General features: G+C 37.5%; 18 protein-coding genes. 5 read left to right on the top strand and 13 right to left on the bottom strand.

What is annotated here, in order from left to right:
* The first annotated feature begins 12 nt into the window (after window positions 1–12).
* Genes ACJJVM_RS11860 through miaA form a run of 3 tightly spaced genes read left to right on the top strand, consistent with a single transcriptional unit; the run spans window position 13 to window position 3,196 of the window.
* Window positions 13–1,392 (top strand): exonuclease domain-containing protein, encoded by a 1,380-nt coding sequence (locus ACJJVM_RS11860; RefSeq protein ID WP_405212212.1) that lies wholly within the window; start codon window positions 13–15, stop codon window positions 1,390–1,392.
* Window positions 1,393–1,431: 39 nt separating this feature from the next.
* Window positions 1,432–2,292 (top strand): ion transporter, encoded by an 861-nt coding sequence (locus ACJJVM_RS11855; protein WP_298347869.1) that lies wholly within the window; start codon window positions 1,432–1,434, stop codon window positions 2,290–2,292.
* Window positions 2,243–3,196, top strand: a complete 954-nt coding sequence (gene miaA / locus ACJJVM_RS11850; RefSeq protein WP_405212211.1) for a tRNA (adenosine(37)-N6)-dimethylallyltransferase MiaA — start codon at window positions 2,243–2,245, stop codon at window positions 3,194–3,196. The genes ACJJVM_RS11855 and miaA overlap by 50 nt, the downstream gene beginning before the upstream one ends.
* Window positions 3,197–3,242: 46 nt before the next feature.
* Here miaA and ACJJVM_RS11845 read toward each other — a convergent pair whose 3' ends face one another.
* The 13 genes from ACJJVM_RS11845 to ACJJVM_RS11785 form a co-directional block, all read right to left on the bottom strand.
* Entirely contained in the window at window positions 3,243–3,953 is a 711-nt protein-coding gene (locus tag ACJJVM_RS11845) for a response regulator transcription factor (protein WP_021778425.1), read from the bottom strand.
* Window position 3,954: 1 nt separating this feature from the next.
* A complete protein-coding gene (locus tag ACJJVM_RS11840; protein WP_298347868.1) occupies window positions 3,955–5,538 on the bottom strand; it encodes a HAMP domain-containing sensor histidine kinase in 1,584 nt (527 codons plus the stop codon).
* A 70-nt stretch (window positions 5,539–5,608) separates the two neighbouring features.
* Complete coding sequence (gene coaE, locus ACJJVM_RS11835) at window positions 5,609–6,208, bottom strand: dephospho-CoA kinase (RefSeq protein ID WP_405211792.1); 600 nt, start codon at window positions 6,206–6,208, stop codon at window positions 5,609–5,611.
* A gap of 2 nt (window positions 6,209–6,210) precedes the next feature.
* Window positions 6,211–7,155 (bottom strand): hypothetical protein, encoded by a 945-nt coding sequence (locus ACJJVM_RS11830; protein WP_405211791.1) that lies wholly within the window; start codon window positions 7,153–7,155, stop codon window positions 6,211–6,213.
* A 15-nt stretch (window positions 7,156–7,170) separates the two neighbouring features.
* On the bottom strand, window positions 7,171–8,181 hold the full coding sequence (locus tag ACJJVM_RS11825; RefSeq protein ID WP_405211790.1) for a glycosyltransferase: 1,011 nt from the start codon (window positions 8,179–8,181) through the stop codon (window positions 7,171–7,173).
* A gap of 108 nt (window positions 8,182–8,289) precedes the next feature.
* The gene (locus tag ACJJVM_RS11820; RefSeq protein WP_021778420.1) at window positions 8,290–9,117 is read right to left on the bottom strand and encodes an enoyl-ACP reductase; all 828 of its coding nucleotides are present in this window, start codon (window positions 9,115–9,117) and stop codon (window positions 8,290–8,292) included.
* A 90-nt stretch (window positions 9,118–9,207) separates the two neighbouring features.
* Window positions 9,208–10,860, bottom strand: coding sequence for a DNA repair protein RecN (gene recN / locus ACJJVM_RS11815; RefSeq protein WP_405211789.1), 1,653 nt, complete (start codon window positions 10,858–10,860; stop codon window positions 9,208–9,210).
* 108 nt (window positions 10,861–10,968) lie between these two features.
* The gene (locus tag ACJJVM_RS11810; protein WP_363317789.1) at window positions 10,969–11,859 is read right to left on the bottom strand and encodes a DUF4835 family protein; all 891 of its coding nucleotides are present in this window, start codon (window positions 11,857–11,859) and stop codon (window positions 10,969–10,971) included.
* A complete protein-coding gene (coaBC, locus tag ACJJVM_RS11805; RefSeq protein ID WP_405211788.1) occupies window positions 11,856–13,061 on the bottom strand; it encodes a bifunctional phosphopantothenoylcysteine decarboxylase/phosphopantothenate--cysteine ligase CoaBC in 1,206 nt (401 codons plus the stop codon). Before coaBC ends, ACJJVM_RS11810 begins: the two co-directional genes overlap by 4 nt.
* Window positions 13,062–13,065: 4 nt before the next feature.
* Window positions 13,066–13,404 carry a DNA-directed RNA polymerase subunit omega gene (locus tag ACJJVM_RS11800; RefSeq protein ID WP_021778416.1) on the bottom strand — a complete coding sequence of 113 codons (339 nt, stop codon included), beginning with the start codon at window positions 13,402–13,404 and terminating at the stop codon, window positions 13,066–13,068.
* 11 nt (window positions 13,405–13,415) lie between these two features.
* On the bottom strand, window positions 13,416–14,228 hold the full coding sequence (locus ACJJVM_RS11795; RefSeq protein WP_298347862.1) for an outer membrane protein assembly factor BamD: 813 nt from the start codon (window positions 14,226–14,228) through the stop codon (window positions 13,416–13,418).
* A 123-nt stretch (window positions 14,229–14,351) separates the two neighbouring features.
* Complete coding sequence (gene dapA, locus ACJJVM_RS11790) at window positions 14,352–15,227, bottom strand: 4-hydroxy-tetrahydrodipicolinate synthase (RefSeq protein ID WP_405211787.1); 876 nt, start codon at window positions 15,225–15,227, stop codon at window positions 14,352–14,354.
* Window positions 15,227–15,748 carry a DUF6913 domain-containing protein gene (locus ACJJVM_RS11785; protein ID WP_405211786.1) on the bottom strand — a complete coding sequence of 174 codons (522 nt, stop codon included), beginning with the start codon at window positions 15,746–15,748 and terminating at the stop codon, window positions 15,227–15,229. The genes dapA and ACJJVM_RS11785 overlap by 1 nt, the downstream gene beginning before the upstream one ends.
* A gap of 57 nt (window positions 15,749–15,805) precedes the next feature.
* Here ACJJVM_RS11785 and ACJJVM_RS11780 point away from each other — a divergent pair, with 57 nt between their 5' ends.
* Both ACJJVM_RS11780 and ACJJVM_RS11775 read left to right on the top strand, forming a co-directional pair.
* Entirely contained in the window at window positions 15,806–16,579 is a 774-nt protein-coding gene (locus tag ACJJVM_RS11780; RefSeq protein ID WP_405211785.1) for a 5'-nucleotidase C-terminal domain-containing protein, read from the top strand.
* Entirely contained in the window at window positions 16,576–17,499 is a 924-nt protein-coding gene (locus ACJJVM_RS11775; RefSeq protein WP_405211784.1) for a bifunctional metallophosphatase/5'-nucleotidase, read from the top strand. The genes ACJJVM_RS11780 and ACJJVM_RS11775 overlap by 4 nt, the downstream gene beginning before the upstream one ends.
* Window position 17,500 lies beyond the last annotated feature (1 nt).

Genomic DNA, 17,500 nt, shown 5'->3' with positions numbered 1-17,500 from the left:
AACAATAGACTTATTTACGCAATACTAGACATAGAAACCACCGGTGGAAAATACAACGAAGAAGGTATTACGGAGATAGCTATTTATAAATTTGACGGGCAAACAGTTGTTGATGAGTTTGTCACACTTGTAAACCCAGAGCGACCTATACAAGCCTTTGTAGTAGGCCTTACGGGTATTAACAATGAGATGTTACGGGATGCACCAAAATTTCACGAGGTTGCAAAACGTATTATAGAAATCACAGAGGGTTGTACCATTGTTGCTCACAATGCACAGTTTGACTACCGCATACTTAGTCTAGAGTTTGATAGGCTAGGATACAATTTTGAGAGAACTACCTTATGTACGGTAGAGCTGTCACAACAGTTACTGCCAGGGCACGACAGCTATAGCTTAGGTAAACTTACAAAGGCTTTAGGCATCTCAATGTCTAACCGCCATCGTGCAGATGGTGATGCCATTGCTACTGTAAAACTCTTTGAACTCTTATTATCAAAAGATCCAGAGCAAACAGTTTTTAAAAATGCAACACGCTCTTTTCCTAAAAAGCATATGGACACTAAGCTCAAGGAGCTCATAAAATCTGTTCCTTCTGAGACTGGAGTGTACTTTATGCATAATGTAAATGAGACCATTATTTACATTGGGAAAAGTAAAAATATGAAGAAGCGGCTTACCCAGCATTTTACAAACGACAACCGAAAAAGTAAAAAAATACAAGATGAGGTTGAGCATATTACGTTTGTACAAACTGGAAGTGAGCTCGTAGCATTACTTAAAGAAAATGAAGCTATAAAGCAATATAAACCTAAATACAACCGAGCTCTGAGACGTACAAAGTTTAAAGTACAACTCACACACTTTACAGATGAGCAGGGCTACATACATCTTAAGACAGAACGTGCAGATGGTCGTAAGGAGTCTATAACTACCTACAGCAACATTATGAGTGCAAAGAGCAATATGGAGCGCATTATAGCATCTTACGACCTCTGTATGAACAAAACGCAGTTTAACTCAAAAACAGGTAGCTGCTTTAACTATGGTATTGAAAAATGCAATGGAGCTTGTGTAGAAAAAGAATCTCCAGAATCTTATAACAAACGTGTACAACAGTTTATAGATAAGCACAGTTATAAAAATAAAAGTATGATTATTACAGAGCGCGGGCGCAAGTCTAATGAGCGATCTTTTGTATACATAGAAAACGGAACTTTTAAAGGTACTGGCTTTTATGACCGCACTGTAGATATAAAGAACTTAGACTTTCTTGCTAGCGTTATAGAACCTATGACAGACAATAGAGATGCAAAGCACATCATACAAAGCTACTGTCGCAGTAGAAAGCGACTCAAGGTTATTGCTCTAGAGCAAATAACTAACTCATAGATAAGTAGTACATTTATCACATAATAGGCATTACAAATAGTGACAAAAAACAGTACATCACCCTGGCGTAGAAAACTTCACGATATCATTTATGAAGCAGATACGCCTGCCGGAAAGTTATTTGACGTAGTATTACTTATACTTATACTCGCAAGTATAGCCTTGGTAATGCTCGAGAGTGTTAAGAGCATTGATGCTAGATTTCACGATTATTTTGAAATAGGAGAATGGATTATCACCATATTCTTTACGCTAGAATATTTTGCCAGAATAATTACCATCAAAAAACCTAGCACTTACATTTTTAGTTTTTACGGTCTTATAGACTTCTTTTCTACCATACCACAATACTTAGCATTCTTCTTTATTGGCTCTAATGCACTATTAACCGTAAGAGCACTGCGCTTGCTTAGAGTCTTCAGGATTTTAAAGATTACAAGATATGTGGGTGAGTCTAATAAATTATCAAAAGCACTTAAAGACTCTCGTGCAAAAATTAGCATCTTTTTATTTGCCGTTCTTATACTTTGTATCATAGCGGGTACTGTTATGTATATGATAGAAGGAGAAGAGAGTGGCTTTTCTAGCATACCTGTAAGTGTATACTGGTGTATTGTAACGCTTACAACAGTAGGTTTTGGAGATATTGCACCTGTCACACCTCTTGGTCAATTTATAGCTGCTCTTATTATGATTTTAGGATACGGTATTATTGCTGTACCTACAGGAATCGTAAGCGCAGAGTATGCAAAAGATACAGAGCCTTCTAAAGTTACAATAGACGGTGAAGACTATGTACATATGAATACACAGTGCTGCCAAAATTGTAATGCAAAGAAGCATCGTGATGATGCAGAGTTTTGTCATAAATGCGGTAACTCTCTTGATCGTGACTTCTAAGTATCTCATTGCCATTGTAGGACCAACCGCTATAGGTAAAACGGCTCTCTCTATAAAAGTCGCCCAGCATTTTAATACAGAGATTCTCTCTGCAGATAGTAGGCAATTTTTTAAGGAAATGTACATAGGTACGGCTGTACCAGAGCCAGAAGAACTTGCAGCAGCAACCCATCACTTTATACAACACTTATCTGTAGATGAGCCTTACAGCGTAGGCCATTTTGAAAAAGATGCGATACAAAAGATTACAACCTTGCACAAAACGTACAATGAACTCGTTATGGTAGGCGGTTCTGGAATGTATGTAGACGCTGTTATAAATGGTCTTGATGAATTTCCAGAGGTAAAACCTGGCGTGAGAGAAGATCTTAAAACTTTACTAGAAACAGACGGCAAAACAGCTTTACAAAAGCTTCTTAAAGAAAAAGATCCCACCTATTATTCTCAAGTAGACATAGATAATACACAACGAGTGATTAGAGCACTCGAGGTCTGCCTATCATCTGGGGAGGCATTTTCATCTTTTAGAGATAAGCCCAGACCTGCCCGTGATTTTCAAACCATTAAAATAGGCCTTAAAGCAGACCGTGAGATTATGTACGATCGTATAAACAGGCGTGTAGATATTATGGTTAAAAATGGACTCGTTGAGGAGGTAGAAAGTTTGCTTTCGCGAAAGCAAAATAACGCACTTATCACTGTGGGCTACAGAGAGCTTTTTGAATATTTTGAAGGGAAAGTTACACTAGAGCGTGCTGTAGAAAATATAAAAACAAACACCCGAAGATTTGCCAAAAGACAAATGACCTGGTACCGTAAAGATGCGAGTATACATTGGTTTGATTTTGAAACTCCTTTTGAAGAAATCGCTTCGTTTTTAAACAAGAAAACGCACCACTCATAAAGTGGTACGTTTTATAAACTCACTAATATCTTTTGATATTAAATGCTTACTCGTCTTTCTTAACTACTAGACGGAAACCTTCTCCGTGTATGTTAAGAATCTCAACTACGTCATCTTTCTTTAAATACTTACGAAGCTTTGCGATGTATACATCCATACTACGTGAAGTAAAGTAGTTATCATCTCTCCAGATTTTTGTAAGCGCTAGCTCACGTGGCATAAGATCATTCTCGTGCAGGGCAAGCATACGTAATAGCTCATTTTCCTTAGGAGATAATTTTATAGGCTCTTCTTCTTTATACGTTAAGAAACGTAACTTAGAGTTAAGGTGGAAGTTCCCGATGTTAAACTCAAACTGTTTTGAGTCTGCAACAGAGTCTACAGCTTTGCGCTGTATGATTGCCTTAATTTTCATAAGTAAGACCTCACTATCAAAAGGCTTATTAAGATAATCATCTGCTCCTACTTTATATCCTTTAAGAACATCTTCTTTAAGCGCTTTTGCAGTAAGGAAGATAATAGGAATTTCTTCGTTCTTCTCTCTTATTTCTTTTGCCAGTGTAAATCCATCTTTGTAAGGCATCATCACGTCTAAAATACATAGATCGTAATCATCTTTTTTGAATTTTTCAAAACCTTCCATTCCATTCTTTGCGTGAGTGACATCGTAGTCATTCATCATAAGGTAATCCTTAAGAACAGTTCCAAAGTTTGGATCATCCTCTACTAGTAAAATCTTTTTGTTTTCAGTTTCCATATTATAATGATATTAGTGGTAATTTGATTATGAATGTGCTCCCCATTCCTTTTTCGCTTTCGACAGAGATTTCACCTTGGTGATCATCTACTATTCGTTTTGCATAGGCAAGACCTAAGCCGTGTCCTTTTACGTTATGTATATCTCCCGTGTGCTCACGGTAAAATTTATCAAATACTTTTTTCTGCACAGTTTTAGACATTCCATCACCTTTGTCTTTAACCTTAATGATGATAGAATCTTTAGAGTTTTCTGTGTAGACATCAATTTCTGGCGCTCTATCCTCTGGAGTATATTTTACTGCATTGTCCATTATATTGACTAACACATTTGTAAAATGTGACTCATTTGCCAGCACTGGTGTGCGCTCTGCATCTAGATGCAAGTTTATATACCCACCACGATCTTCAACTAAAAGAAGTATGTGGTTACTAGCATCTTCAACAAGTTCGTGCATATCAAGACGCTCCTTATTGATATCTAGTTCATTTTTTTCAAGCTTAGAGATGCGTAAAACATTCTCTACTTGACCGTGCATACGTTTATTTTCTTCTCTTATAAGACCTTGATAATAGCTTACCTTTTCTGGGTTACTTGAGATCTTTGAGTTTTTAAGTGCATCTAGGGCTAGGTTTATAGTAGCGATAGGTGTTTTAAACTCGTGGGTCATATTGTTTATAAAGTCTGTCTTTATCTGTGATATCTGTCGCTGCTTATTAAGCTGGTGTAAAGCACTAGAATATGCAATCACGATAATGAGAGTAAAAATAATAGACAACCCTGCCATACCTAGTATAGAAGAAATTACAAATTTCTTTTCACCAGGAAACTGAACGTATAAAGAGTAATCGCTTACATCCTTATTATATAGAAAAATAGGCTCACTATACCCTGGCGCCGATTTTCTAAATTTAAAATCTTTAGATCGTACTCTTGTTAATAAATCATTACTATATACTCCAAATTCAAAATCTGTTTCAAGATTGCGCTCTACAAGCTCTATAGTAAGAAGTTTACTAATCTCCTCCTCTGTAACTCGCTTGTGTATAGGTATTCTATTTGCTATATCGCTTACAATTCCAGAAAATTGGTATTTTTCGTAATCGAGCAATCTAGAAAATTCTTGTATCCTATTTGACGTTGAACTTTCATTACCATCTAGGCTACCCTTTTTTATGATTTGAGTAGATCTTCTGTTTGCATATCTTTTAAACTCTATACTATCTCCTTCTTCACCTGTAAATCCTGGAGCTGTGATTTTAAAGTCTTCTTGTAAAATGCCGCTACTGTATAAAGTAATCTCATTATTTACAAGATCTTCATTAATGTAAAAGTATTCTTCAAAAGACAACTCGTCTGGAAGTCCAATACTATCTACCATTTTCTGTACCGGATAATAGTAATCCTCTAGCTCTCGATTTTCTATCCTATCTACCGCAGCAGAGAGTGCCTGAGTAGCGTTAAAGCTAAATTGCTCACGCTTAGCATCTACACTACTAGATATCCAATAGCCTTGTACAAATATGATACCTATAAGCGATAAGCTCATAAGCACAATTAATAAGTAAAATAGTTTTTTGTTCACTACCCAAAAATAAGATTTTAACATTTCAGGCGGTTTCGGTTTAACCAAATGTTAACAAGCGGTAGTTATGCTATGTCCAGCCCTTGCCTATACGCACCATAATATGGGTGTGAATGCGTGCTACGGCCTTTTTTGCATCTTCAAGTATGATGTTTTCTATCACAACATCTGCCATTGCAGCCTTACGATCGTCAGACCATTGTGCTTTCATTCTCTTAATTACCTCGTTTTCTGTCGTACCATCTCTTTTTATAGTACGTGAGATACGCTCTTTAATAGGTGCTGTAATTAATATGGTAAAGTCACATAATTTATATCCACCATTTTCAAAAAGTATTGCAGCTTCTTGCATTACATAAGGAGCTTTTTGAGCAGAAACCCACTCTTCAAAGTGTTTTCTAACTGCAGGATGTACTATAGCATTGAGACTAGATAGCATTTTTTTTGAGTTAAACACTTTACTAGCAATAAATGGCCTATTTAAAACTCCATCTACATAAGCCTCTTTTCCGAGGAGATTAATTATTTCTTGTTGCAATTGCTTATCTGTATTCATAAGCAACTTTGCTTCAACATCTGCAATATAGACAGGTATGCCTAATTCTTCAAAAAAACCAGAAACGGTTGTTTTGCCACTTCCTATACCTCCTGTGATTCCTACTACAACCATAATTAATTAATTACAATAAACTTAACCTGCTTATTAATGAGTCTGGCAACCTTAACACTTGCAGGTGCTTTAGATATTTTAAGAGGTAGGTAAGCATCTGTATCTGTTGCATTTGCATAATCACAAGTTACTAGAAAATCTGACGCAGTTATTTTGTCAAAATTTTCTAGCTCGACTATATAACTTACTTCTGCTATTTTAGGAAGAATTTTAACCTGAGCATCTGCGTCGTTTAATATAGTAATAGGTACCACTATCTTACCTTCGGTAAATTTTGATACATCTTGTATAACCGCTACTTCCTTTTGCGATAAGCGCACATCTTCTGGCAATTCTAACATAGATAGTGCAACTTGATCTTGTATCTTACTATCTATCTCCAGTAATTCTTTTGAAGTCGTAAACACCTCGTTAACCTTTGTGATTGAGCCAGCCGGCCCTACTATGGTAATACTATCTGGTTCAATACGCATTTTACTCTTAGCGCCATATCCCGTTTTATATGAAAATGTAATTTTTGATAATACAGGTATACGCTTTGATGCTACAGAGTCTACCGCTATTACTACTTGAGAAGGAGCGATTGCAAGAACAGAGCCTTCATTATCTATAACCTCCTTAAGAGCAAGTGATCTTGCCGTAATATTATATTGATACGTCTCACCAGACACCTTATTAAGTTCATTAAAGGGCAATCTTAATACCGGTGTGTCTATTGCATTTGTGAGTAAAGAAAAACCAGACCCCTCTGCATTTATCTTTATAAGTTCTGGATTTATCTCTTGTATCGTTCTGTCTAAAGGAATATCTACAACTTCGACAGTTACCTCATATTGCGTTTTATATGTCTTAGATAATTTTATGAGACCAGCAATGATAGTTGTAAACAGCAAGAAGAATAAAAACTCTCTTGCACTCACACTGTTAATCTTATTTCCTCTAAACATTTATGATGGTTCCTTTTATTTATCTAATGTACTAAAAAAAAGATGTGGATAACGCTTTCGCGGAAGCTCTCTCAACCATTTTACTGCTATTGTAGAAGATAGAAAACCCGTACCATAGCCATAAAACTGAATACCGGTTGCAACAATACTTAGACAACCTATCACAAGGCTTTTATTTATGATACTTGAGTGCACAAAAATAATCACAACATACAATGCGTAAAGCTTGAGCAATATCGTATTACCTAGCAATGCTATCATCAAGCTTACTACTAGACCTATGATAAACAAAGTGGGAAACCAGTAAGTGAGCTTTGCAGTACTGGGGTGCCATAAATTAAGTATAGGTCGCACTAGTCCAAATTTATGAACTTGAGTATAGAACTTTTTCCAAGAGATGCGACGTTTATGATAGACAAAAGCTTCTGGTATAAGCGCCGTTTTAAAACCTAGATCCCATAATCGCAATACAAGATCTGGATCCTCTCCGGGATGAATATCTCCAAAACCTTTACTAGCTTGAAAAGCCTTTTTAGACAATCCCATATTAAAACTACGAGGTTGAAATTTTCCGGCATCTTCACTTCCGCCGCGTATACCTCCCGTGGTAAAAAACGACGTCATACTATAACTTATAGCCTTCTGCAAGTTAGAAAAATCTGGATGTGCTGCATCTGGACCTCCAAAACAATCTACATATCGCTCCTTTAACTTTTTATCCATCACCTCAACATACTGTGGAGGCAACATACAATCTGAATCTAGTATGATAAAATAATTACCTCTCGCTCTCTCCATCCCATAGTTGCGAGAACTCCCTGGGCCTGAGTTAGGCTTTGTTAAATAGGTAATATCAAGATCTGGGTAAGCGTCTATAACTTCTTTACAGGGTATGCTGGAGCCATCTTCAATAATTACAATCTCATAAGGAATAGTGGTCTCTTGCTGGTTAAAACTAGCAAGGAGTTCGGCCACCTCATCTGGTCGATTATAAACGGGAATAATAAATGAATATGAAAGTTGCATATAAAACAAAGCTAAGACATAGCTGCAGGCTAGACAATAAAAAACCACCGACATATAGACGGTGGTTGGTATGGGTTTGATTACGCTTTCGCGAAAGCGTACTAAAGTTTATTCGTGTCCTTCGGCTTTCATAAAAGCGTCCATCACCTCATTACTTACTCCAGTGTTGCTGAAACCTCCGTCATTATAAAGGTTTTGCATTGTTACACGCTTTGTAAGGTCTGAAAATAGTGAGATGGTATAATCTGCACAGTCTTGTGCCGTAGCATTACCTAGCGGGCTCATCTTCTCTGCATAAGCGATAAAACCGTCAAAACCTTTTACTCCTTGACCTGCCGTAGTAGGTGTAGGTGATTGTGATATTGTGTTTACACGTACGTTCTTTTCTTTACCATAAAAATATCCAAAACTACGCGCGATAGACTCTAAGTATGCCTTATTATCTGCCATATCGTTATAATCCGGAAATACACGCTGAGCTGCCATATAGGTAAGAGCTACGATACTTCCCCACTCATTCATAGCATCTTGCTTGTAGAGTGTTTGCATTACTTTATGAAAAGACATTGCAGATACATCTGTACCTTTTTGTGTCCAGTCATATTTTTGATCTGTATAAGCACGTCCTTTACGTACGTTTACAGACATCCCTATAGAGTGAAGTACAAAGTCTAACTTACCTCCTAGTATTTCTTGTGCTTTTGTAACAAGGTTTTCTAGATCTTCTAGCGATGTAGCATCTGCAGGAATGATTTCTGACCCTGTCTTTTCTGCAAGCTCGTTAATCTGACCCATACGCATAGCGATAGGTGCGTTAGTAAGCACAAAAGATCCTCCTTCTTCGTGTACACGCTCTGCTGTTTTCCAAGCGATTGAATTTGCATCTAATGCTCCAAAAATAATTCCGCGTTTTCCTTTAAGTAAGTTATAACTCATAATAACAGTAATGGTTTGATGTATTCTAGTTAGGTTTTCGGCCTGCTCCGTTATGGAGGTGTAAATATCGTGGTTTCTGCTTAAACCACACTAGTTTAGTAGATTTTTTGCGTGAGCAATTGCCGCGTCACTGTGTTGCCCCCCGCCTAGCATAGCCGCTATCTCTACAATACGTTCATCCTCATTAAGGCGTTCTATGTAAGTCTGGGTGCGCTCATTTGTATCTTTCTTATACACTTTAAAATGTGAAGCACCCTGGCCAGCAATTTGCGGTAAGTGGGTGATACTTACAAGTTGCATTGTACGTCCCATTTTCTTCAAGATAGCTCCCATCTTTACTGCAATATCTCCGCTCACACCGGTATCAATCTCATCAAAAATAAGTGTAGGCAATTGTTTATGTTTACTAAGAACAGACTTAAGGGCGAGCATTACTCTAGAGAGCTCACCACCAGAGGCTCCTTTACCTAAAGGCTTTAGATTACTCCCTTTATTTGCCGAAAACAAAAATTCTAAGTTATCTGTTCCTGTTGCTGTAAGAGTATCTTGAGAATCTAACTGAACTGCAAACTGTGCATTAGGCATACCAAGTTCAACAAGTAGTTTTTCTACTAGTGAGGTAAGGTGTAGTATTGCAGCGGCACGATCTTTATGTAACTGAGAAGCCAGTGCAAATGCACTTTCCTTTTCTAATTGTATCTGAGCTTCTAGCGCTTCTATCTTATCATCTACCCCTGCGATATCTTGTAAATCATTATCTAGTCTATCTCGTATCTCTATAAGTTCTTCTACACTGCCTACTTGATGTTTTTTAATAAGCGAGTGCAATAACTGCATACGTGTATTGAGTCGTTCTAGTGTAAGTGGGTCTGCATCTACATTATCAGAAACCTGACTAAGTACTTCTCCTATATCTTCTAGTTCAAGTAGTGTACTATTAAGCCGCTCATACAATTCTGTATATTGAGTACCATAACTATTTAGTCTACCCAGCGCTGCTCTAGCTGCGGCAAGTTGATCTATAGCTCCAGTTTGTTCTAGAGATACATTTTGCACAGCTGTAGCTAGCTGCTGCATAATCTCATCTGCATTGCTTAATGTGTTAAGCTCCTCTTCTATCTCTGTATACTCTCCTACCTTTAAGGTTGCCTCATCAAGCTCTGTAAAAAGAAAAGATTGATAATCATACTCTAGCTGGGCTTGCTTCTTTTTTTCTAAAAGTTCGACCAGGGCCGCTTTTGAAGTCTTCCACTGAGTGTAGGCCGTTCTATATTTTTTTAATAATGCCACACTGTTTGAGAAGGTATCAATCATCTCAAATTGAAAATCATTTTCTACCACCTGCAGCGTTTTATTCTGGCTATGTATATCTACTAGCCTAGCACCCAGTGTGGAAAGTTGTGACAGTGTTACGGGCGTATCATTTATAAAGGCTCTACTTTTTCCAGAAGGTAAAATTTCCCTTCTTATAATAGTAGATGCATCATAATCGAGATCATTAGCCTTAAAGAAAGTTTTGAGGTGGTAGTCACTTATAGCAAAAACACCCTCTACTACACATTTTTGAGACGCATCTCCAGCGCTAGACATATCTGCACGTTTTCCTGTAATAAGACCTAGTGCTCCTAGCAGTATAGACTTACCAGCACCTGTCTCTCCTGTTATAACAGTAAACCCTTTATCAAACTGTAATTGTACAGATTGAATAAGTGCATAATTTTTTATAGAAAGAGAAGTAAGCAATGATGATAGATTTAAGTAAAAGAAATACGCAACGCGCTTTTAATATTTAATAAAAAATTCCCGTAACACGGGAATTTTAAAATTAAGGATTGTCTTTATTATATACTATTAAAATGTGATTTGTCTCCAGTAATTTGACTTAGTAGGCGCTACCTGATTAAGCACCTCTGTAAGAGATTTTACATTCACAGAAGGACCGCCAGAAAAGATTGATGCAATCTCCTCTCCCTTAGTATCAAAAAATACACGGGTTAAAAAATTATTAGGCCTCTTATTGTACATAGACCTAAATTGAGATAAGGTGGTAGCAAGTGTTTGTTTACTACGCTTTTTATCTTCACCCATAAAATCGAGACCTGTACGATGATACGTATACATTATACCTGCAAACTCTCTAAAGTTAGGAGAAAGTAAATCTTCATTTAACCTATATCTAGACTGTGACCCGTCTTGAGGGTTCCATCCGGTCTCACTACTAGGTTGTGCAGTAGTTACTATTTGCTTTGCAATCTGAAAATACCCATCACCATCATTGAGCTTAAACGTATTTGCATCCATACCTAAGATAGTATAAGCATAAAAGGCAATTACAGAAACTAAGTTTGAGTCAAACGTATTAGGGTTAAAAATAAGCGGCTGAAACTCTGTGTACTCAAAATCAAACTGCTTATCGTTAAAGTTAAACGTAGGCGTATCATAATTAGAACCAAAAACAGGTCGCGATGCTCCTACTTGTACGCTTGCGCGAAAGTTGTTACCATCCTGCTGAGTAATAATTACATTAAAAGAACAGTCTATACGCTCTTGTTGCTTAAAACGTTTATCTGTCCACTTTGTGGTATTTATAAACTCCGTAAGTGAGCGTTCTAAAGTTTTAAAAACTTGTAAATCTGCTTTATTAGTTTGCTCTGCGTTTATAATCACAACAGCATTAAGCTCTTGTGCTACAAGGCTAAATGAGCAAAATAGAACCACTAAGAATGTAAGTACTCTCATCATATTTTTTCGGCTATTTTATCAAATATATCAATAGACACTTCGGCTTTAGTCTTTAAATCATACTCCGTAACCGAACCGTCTTTTTCAATAAACGTAATTTTATTGGTTTTGGTCTGAAACCCTGCACCTTTATCTCGCAAAGAGTTTAAAACAATCGCGTCAAGATTTTTCTTCTCGAGCTTTTTCTTTGCATTTTCTAGTTCATTTTGGGTCTCTAATGCAAAGCCTAAAAGATATTGATCTTTTTTAATAGTTCCCAGTGATGCAAGAATATCCTTAGTTTTTACTAAGTCTATTTGCATCGAAGTGTCTTTTTTCTTGATCTTCTCCTCTGCTACTTGCGATGGCTTATAGTCTGCCACCGCTGCTGCTGCGATTGCTACATCTACCTTATCAAATACGGCGTGTGCAGCATCATACATTTGCTCACCAGAGACTACATTATGCACTGTAATTAAACTATGATTTACTTTTATAGCACTAGGTCCCAGTATAAGATCTACTGTCGCACCCAGGTCTGCTGCTCTTAAAGCAAGCTCGCATCCCATCTTACCACTACTGTGATTTCCTATAAAACGTACGGGATCTATTGCTTCATAAGTAGGTCCTGCTGTAATCATCACACGTTTACCTCTTAAAGGCAACTTACCCATTACATCATTCTCAATAAATGTCACGATATCCTCTGGCTCTGCCATACGTCCTTTACCTACCAGACCAGAAGCAAGTTCACCACTGGTAGCCTCTATCATTACATTACCGTAAGACTGCAGTTTCTGAAAAGAATTTGTAGATGAAGGATGGATATACATATCAAGATCCATTGCTGGAGCAAAATACACAGGACACTTTGCACTTAGGTATGTGGCTAGCAGCAAATTATCTGAAGCCCCATTTGCCATTTTTGAAAGCGTGTTTGCTGTTGCAGGAGCTATAACCATAAGGTCTGCCCACAGCCCAAGCTCCACGTGATTTGTCCACACCGCATTATCATCACCCTCAAGTGTAAATGATGAGTGCACCTCATTACGAGAGAGTGTACTTAATGTAAGCGGAGTAACAAAGTCTTTTGCCTTCTCTGTCATTACTACTTGCACAGAAGCGCCAGCCTTTATGAATGCTCTCACAAGACTGGCGCTTTTATATGCTGCAATGCCAGCGGTTACTCCTAAAAGTATTTTTTTACCGCTTAATACTGACATCTATCTAGTCGTTACTTTTTTCTTCAGTAACAGATGGATCTCTGTGGTAAATACGATCTTCTAACCACTCTTGCACTGCTAGTGCGTGAGCTTTAGGTAGACGCTCATAAAACTTAGATACTTCTATCTGCTCTTTGTTCTCAAAGATTTCTTCAAGACTATCATTAAATGTAGCAAACTCATCTAGTTTTTCTGAAAGCTCCTTTTTGATCTCAGTATTGATCTGTGAAGCACGTTTTGCAATTATAGAAATTGCCTCATAGATGTTATCTGTAGGGGCATCTACAAGATTCTTGTCAATTGTAGTTGTGCTTAAAGGTGCGTCTAAGTCCTTAATATTCATAATATTCTTCTTTAATTTAAAGTTTCCATTGCTAGCAGCGCTTCATTTACAGCTGCTACTTCTTCTGCTGCCTGCTCGCTATACTTTCCTTCTGGAAAATACTTCTCTAAGGCGTTATATGCTTCTTTTGCATCCTCAAGTCTTTCTGCCTGGCGACGTCTTACACTTCCTAATGCTAGTTGATAAGTAGAGTTAAACTTCCAGTACAAAGCATCCTCACGATACTTAGACCCTGGGAAATCTAGTAAAAAGTTATCAAACGCTTTTATCGCGTTTGGAAATGTACCTCTACTCTCTCCTATTTTATTATATCCTTTTGCTATCTCGTAAGCCTTGCGCTCTATCTTCTGGTTAAGCTCCTGTACCTTTGCATTTGCATCATCTAGACGCTCAGAATCTGGATACTGATTTATAAAATCTTGAAGTTTACCCATTGCTATGTATGTATCGCCTTGATCTAAGTTAAATCTAGGTGATCTATTATAATAGCTCTCTGCACTTTTATAAGCCGCCTCTTCTCTCTTCTCACTTTGAGGAAAAGATTTTACAAAACGCTCAAATTGGTACCCACCTTGATAGTAGTCACCTAGTTCATAAAACGTATTTGCATAAAGATATGAGACACGCTCTGCTTGAGGGCGTCCTCTGTAAAGTGGCACAATTTGCTCCCAAAGCTTTAATGCTTTTTTGTATTTACCTTGAGAATACAAGGAATCTGCAAATGTGTACTTTGCTTTTATATCATCGTTTTTGAGAACATCTTGATACGCCGAACAAGAGCTCAATAAAACAACTGCAACTAGTAGGAAAAATATATTCTTCATAAGTGTTAAAAACAGCAGGCAAAATTACGTAAAATCAATCACATAACATAACTTAATTAATGTAGCCCAAAAATAAACGCTTTTACCCTAGTATTTATTTTGTTAGCATACGTTTAACAACTTCTACAAAGTGTTTAAAAATGCTCCTATCTTTTGATGCAATTCATCTGTAGCTTTTACTAGTGGCAATCTCACAAAGGGCTTGCACACACCCTGATGCGCTAGCAATGATTTAATACCGGCAGGGTTACCCTCTTCAAAAATAAGATCTATAAGTTCTAATATTTTAAAGTGTTCTTTGTACGCTTTCGCGAAAGCGTTATCTAAACCATTATTTATAATCTCTGTAAAAACTTCTGGAATACCTTGCCCTATTACAGATATCACACCACTACCACCAGCCGAAACTAATGATAAAGAAAGTGTATCATCTCCAGAGATCACCATAAAATCATCTGGGGTTTTGTGTATTAATTCAAGCACCTGTGACATATCACCAGTAGCCTCTTTAATTGCTATGATATTATCAAAATCTCTGGCAAGTCTCGCCGTAGTTTCTGGTAACATATTACTAGATGTTCTACCTGGCACATTATATAAGACAACCGGCAAAGAGCTAGCTGTAGCTACAGCCGCAAAGTGCTGATAAATTCCTTCTTGAGTAGGTTTATTATAAGCCGGAGATACCGATAGTATAGCGCTTATACCATCATACTTACCATTTTTAAGTTCTGCTACAACTGCGGCAGTATGATTACCCCCCACACCTAGTACGACAGGTAAGCGACCGTTTGTCACTTTAATAATATGAGCAACCACCGTCTGCTTCTCTTCACTAGATAACGTAGCACTCTCTGCCGTGGTACCTAGCGCCACTAGATAATTTACACCGCCAGAAATACAATATTCTACCAGCTTAGTAAGTCCATTATAGTCTATAGACAAATCTTCATTAAATGGTGTAACGAGAGCAACACCTGTACCCCTTAACTCCTGCATTAATTTATAACTTTTAAAATTTTTAAATACTTTTCTAATTCTTTTGTAAAAACAACTTCTTGATCTGTAGCTACGTGTATCGTAAGATCGTTGTAGGCTTCCATCTCTGGGTTGACACCTACTTTAAACTTTGCAACAGAGAGTGCTGTCATTGCCTTAAGCGATAAATTTTCTGGCGTGTAGTAGCTTATTAAAATATCAAAAGGGGTTGCACTAAAATCTTTGAGCGATTTTGTTTTAAAAACTCCTTTCCACCCTACTTGCTTGTCTGAAAATAACTGTGGTTGCTCACGCTGCTCTTTTGTCAAGGTTTTTACATACTCAAGTATTGTTACATCTTTAGGTTTTACCCCCATAGCTTTACACAACTTTGTAAGATGTTTTGTGTCAAAAGGCTTATCCATCTCTTGCAAAATTGCAACTGTCGCCACGCCACCCTTGCTCGCCTTATAATTGCGTGCAAGTTGCACCTTATCTATTTGCTTGAGAATGGATTTTGCTTTTAATCCGTTTAAAAACATGTAACTTTACTTTTGAACAAATGTAGATAAAATTTACTGCTACCTACGCCATAAATTATGAGGAGGACTACGCTTTTAACTATCATCTATGCTATTGTTATATATACAACAGCAATCTCTTGTAAGGAAGAGTCTCACTATGCTCCAGAGCGCATAAAAGGTGAAATTATCCCTGTAAATCAAAATAGCCCAACGAGTGAAGAGATAACTCAAGCCATACTTCCATACAAGGAAGCTATACAGGCAGAAATGGATAGTGTGCTAGCCATTGCGCCCGCTTCATACACAAAAAAGGATGGCAAGCTCAACACAGCAGTAGGCAATATGATGGCAGATGCTGTATATGAAATGGCAAACCCTATATTCCAAAAAAGAACCGGATATCCCTTTAACGCAGTGTTACTCAATTATGGGGGTATACGCTCTGCTCTTAATAAAGGAAACATTACCACCAGAACGGCTTACGAGTTAATGCCTTTTGAAAACGAAGTGGTTGTCGTAGAGCTTAGTGGTAAGCAAATGAGATCTCTTTTTGAATACTTAAAGGGTGGAAGTGCACACCCCATCGCAGGTATGGAAGTACAACTATCGGCCACAGGTGATCTTCTAAGGACACAAGTACAAGGCCAAGATATTGATGATAACGAAACTTACTTTGTCGCAACTAGCGACTACCTTAAGAATGGTGGTGACCATATGACCTTTTTTGAAAACCCGGTAAGCACGCTTCCGCTAGATTATAAAATAAGAAATGTGCTCATCGATTATTTTAAAAAGTATGACACCATCGCACCCGTAAGAGATAACAGATTTACAAGAGATAGCAAATGATACGTAGAACTTTTATAAAGCAAACCGCCGCAGCAACAAGTCTTGTAGGATTAGGAGGGTTAACAATGGGTATGGGTGTAGATACGCTTTCGCGAAAGCAAAAAAAACACATTACCATTTTACATACTAATGATTTGCATAGCCACATAGAGCCTTTCCCTTCTAACGATCCAAAATATGCAAACTTAGGTGGTGCTGCCAGAAGAATGGGAGTTATCACGGCTGTACGTAAAGAAAACCCAAACACATTACTTCTTGATGCAGGTGATATCTTTCAGGGTACTCCTTACTTTAATTTTTATGGAGGTGAGCTTGAGTTTAAACTTATGTCTATGATGGGATATGATGCCGCTACCATAGGTAATCACGATTTTGACAATGGTATAGGTGGGCTAGCTGCTCAAATGCCTAATGCATCTTTTGAACTTCTCACAGCAAATTATGACTTCTCAAACACCATAATGGATGGCCTCACAAAACCTTATAAGGTTTTTGTAAAAGATGGGGTACGTATTGGTGTTTTTGGCCTAGGGATAAAACTTAGTGGCCTTGTAAATCAAAATATGTTTAAGGAGACAAAATATCTAGACCCTGTAGAAATGGCGACAGATACTGTTAAAACCCTAAGACAAAAGGAGCGCTGCGACCTTGTTATATGCCTTTCTCATCTAGGTTATGAGTATCGCAATAGAGACACCATATCTGATATAGCACTTGCAGGAAAGACCGAAGGTATAGACCTCATTATAGGAGGTCACACACATACATTTTTAAAGAAACCTACAATTGTTCAAAACAAAAACGAAAAATTTGTACTCGTAAACCAGGTAGGTTGGGGAGGTATTAATCTAGGAAGAGTTGATTTCTACCTAGATGACAAAAACAATCTAGAGAGTTCGAGCTTGGTACTAGATATATAAT

This window comes from Dokdonia sp. Asnod2-E02 (genome assembly GCF_045063915.1).
GTDB lineage: Bacteria > Bacteroidota > Bacteroidia > Flavobacteriales > Flavobacteriaceae > Dokdonia.
The sequence above is the reverse complement of the archived record's forward strand: the minus strand, read 5'-3'. Positions and strand labels throughout refer to the sequence as shown.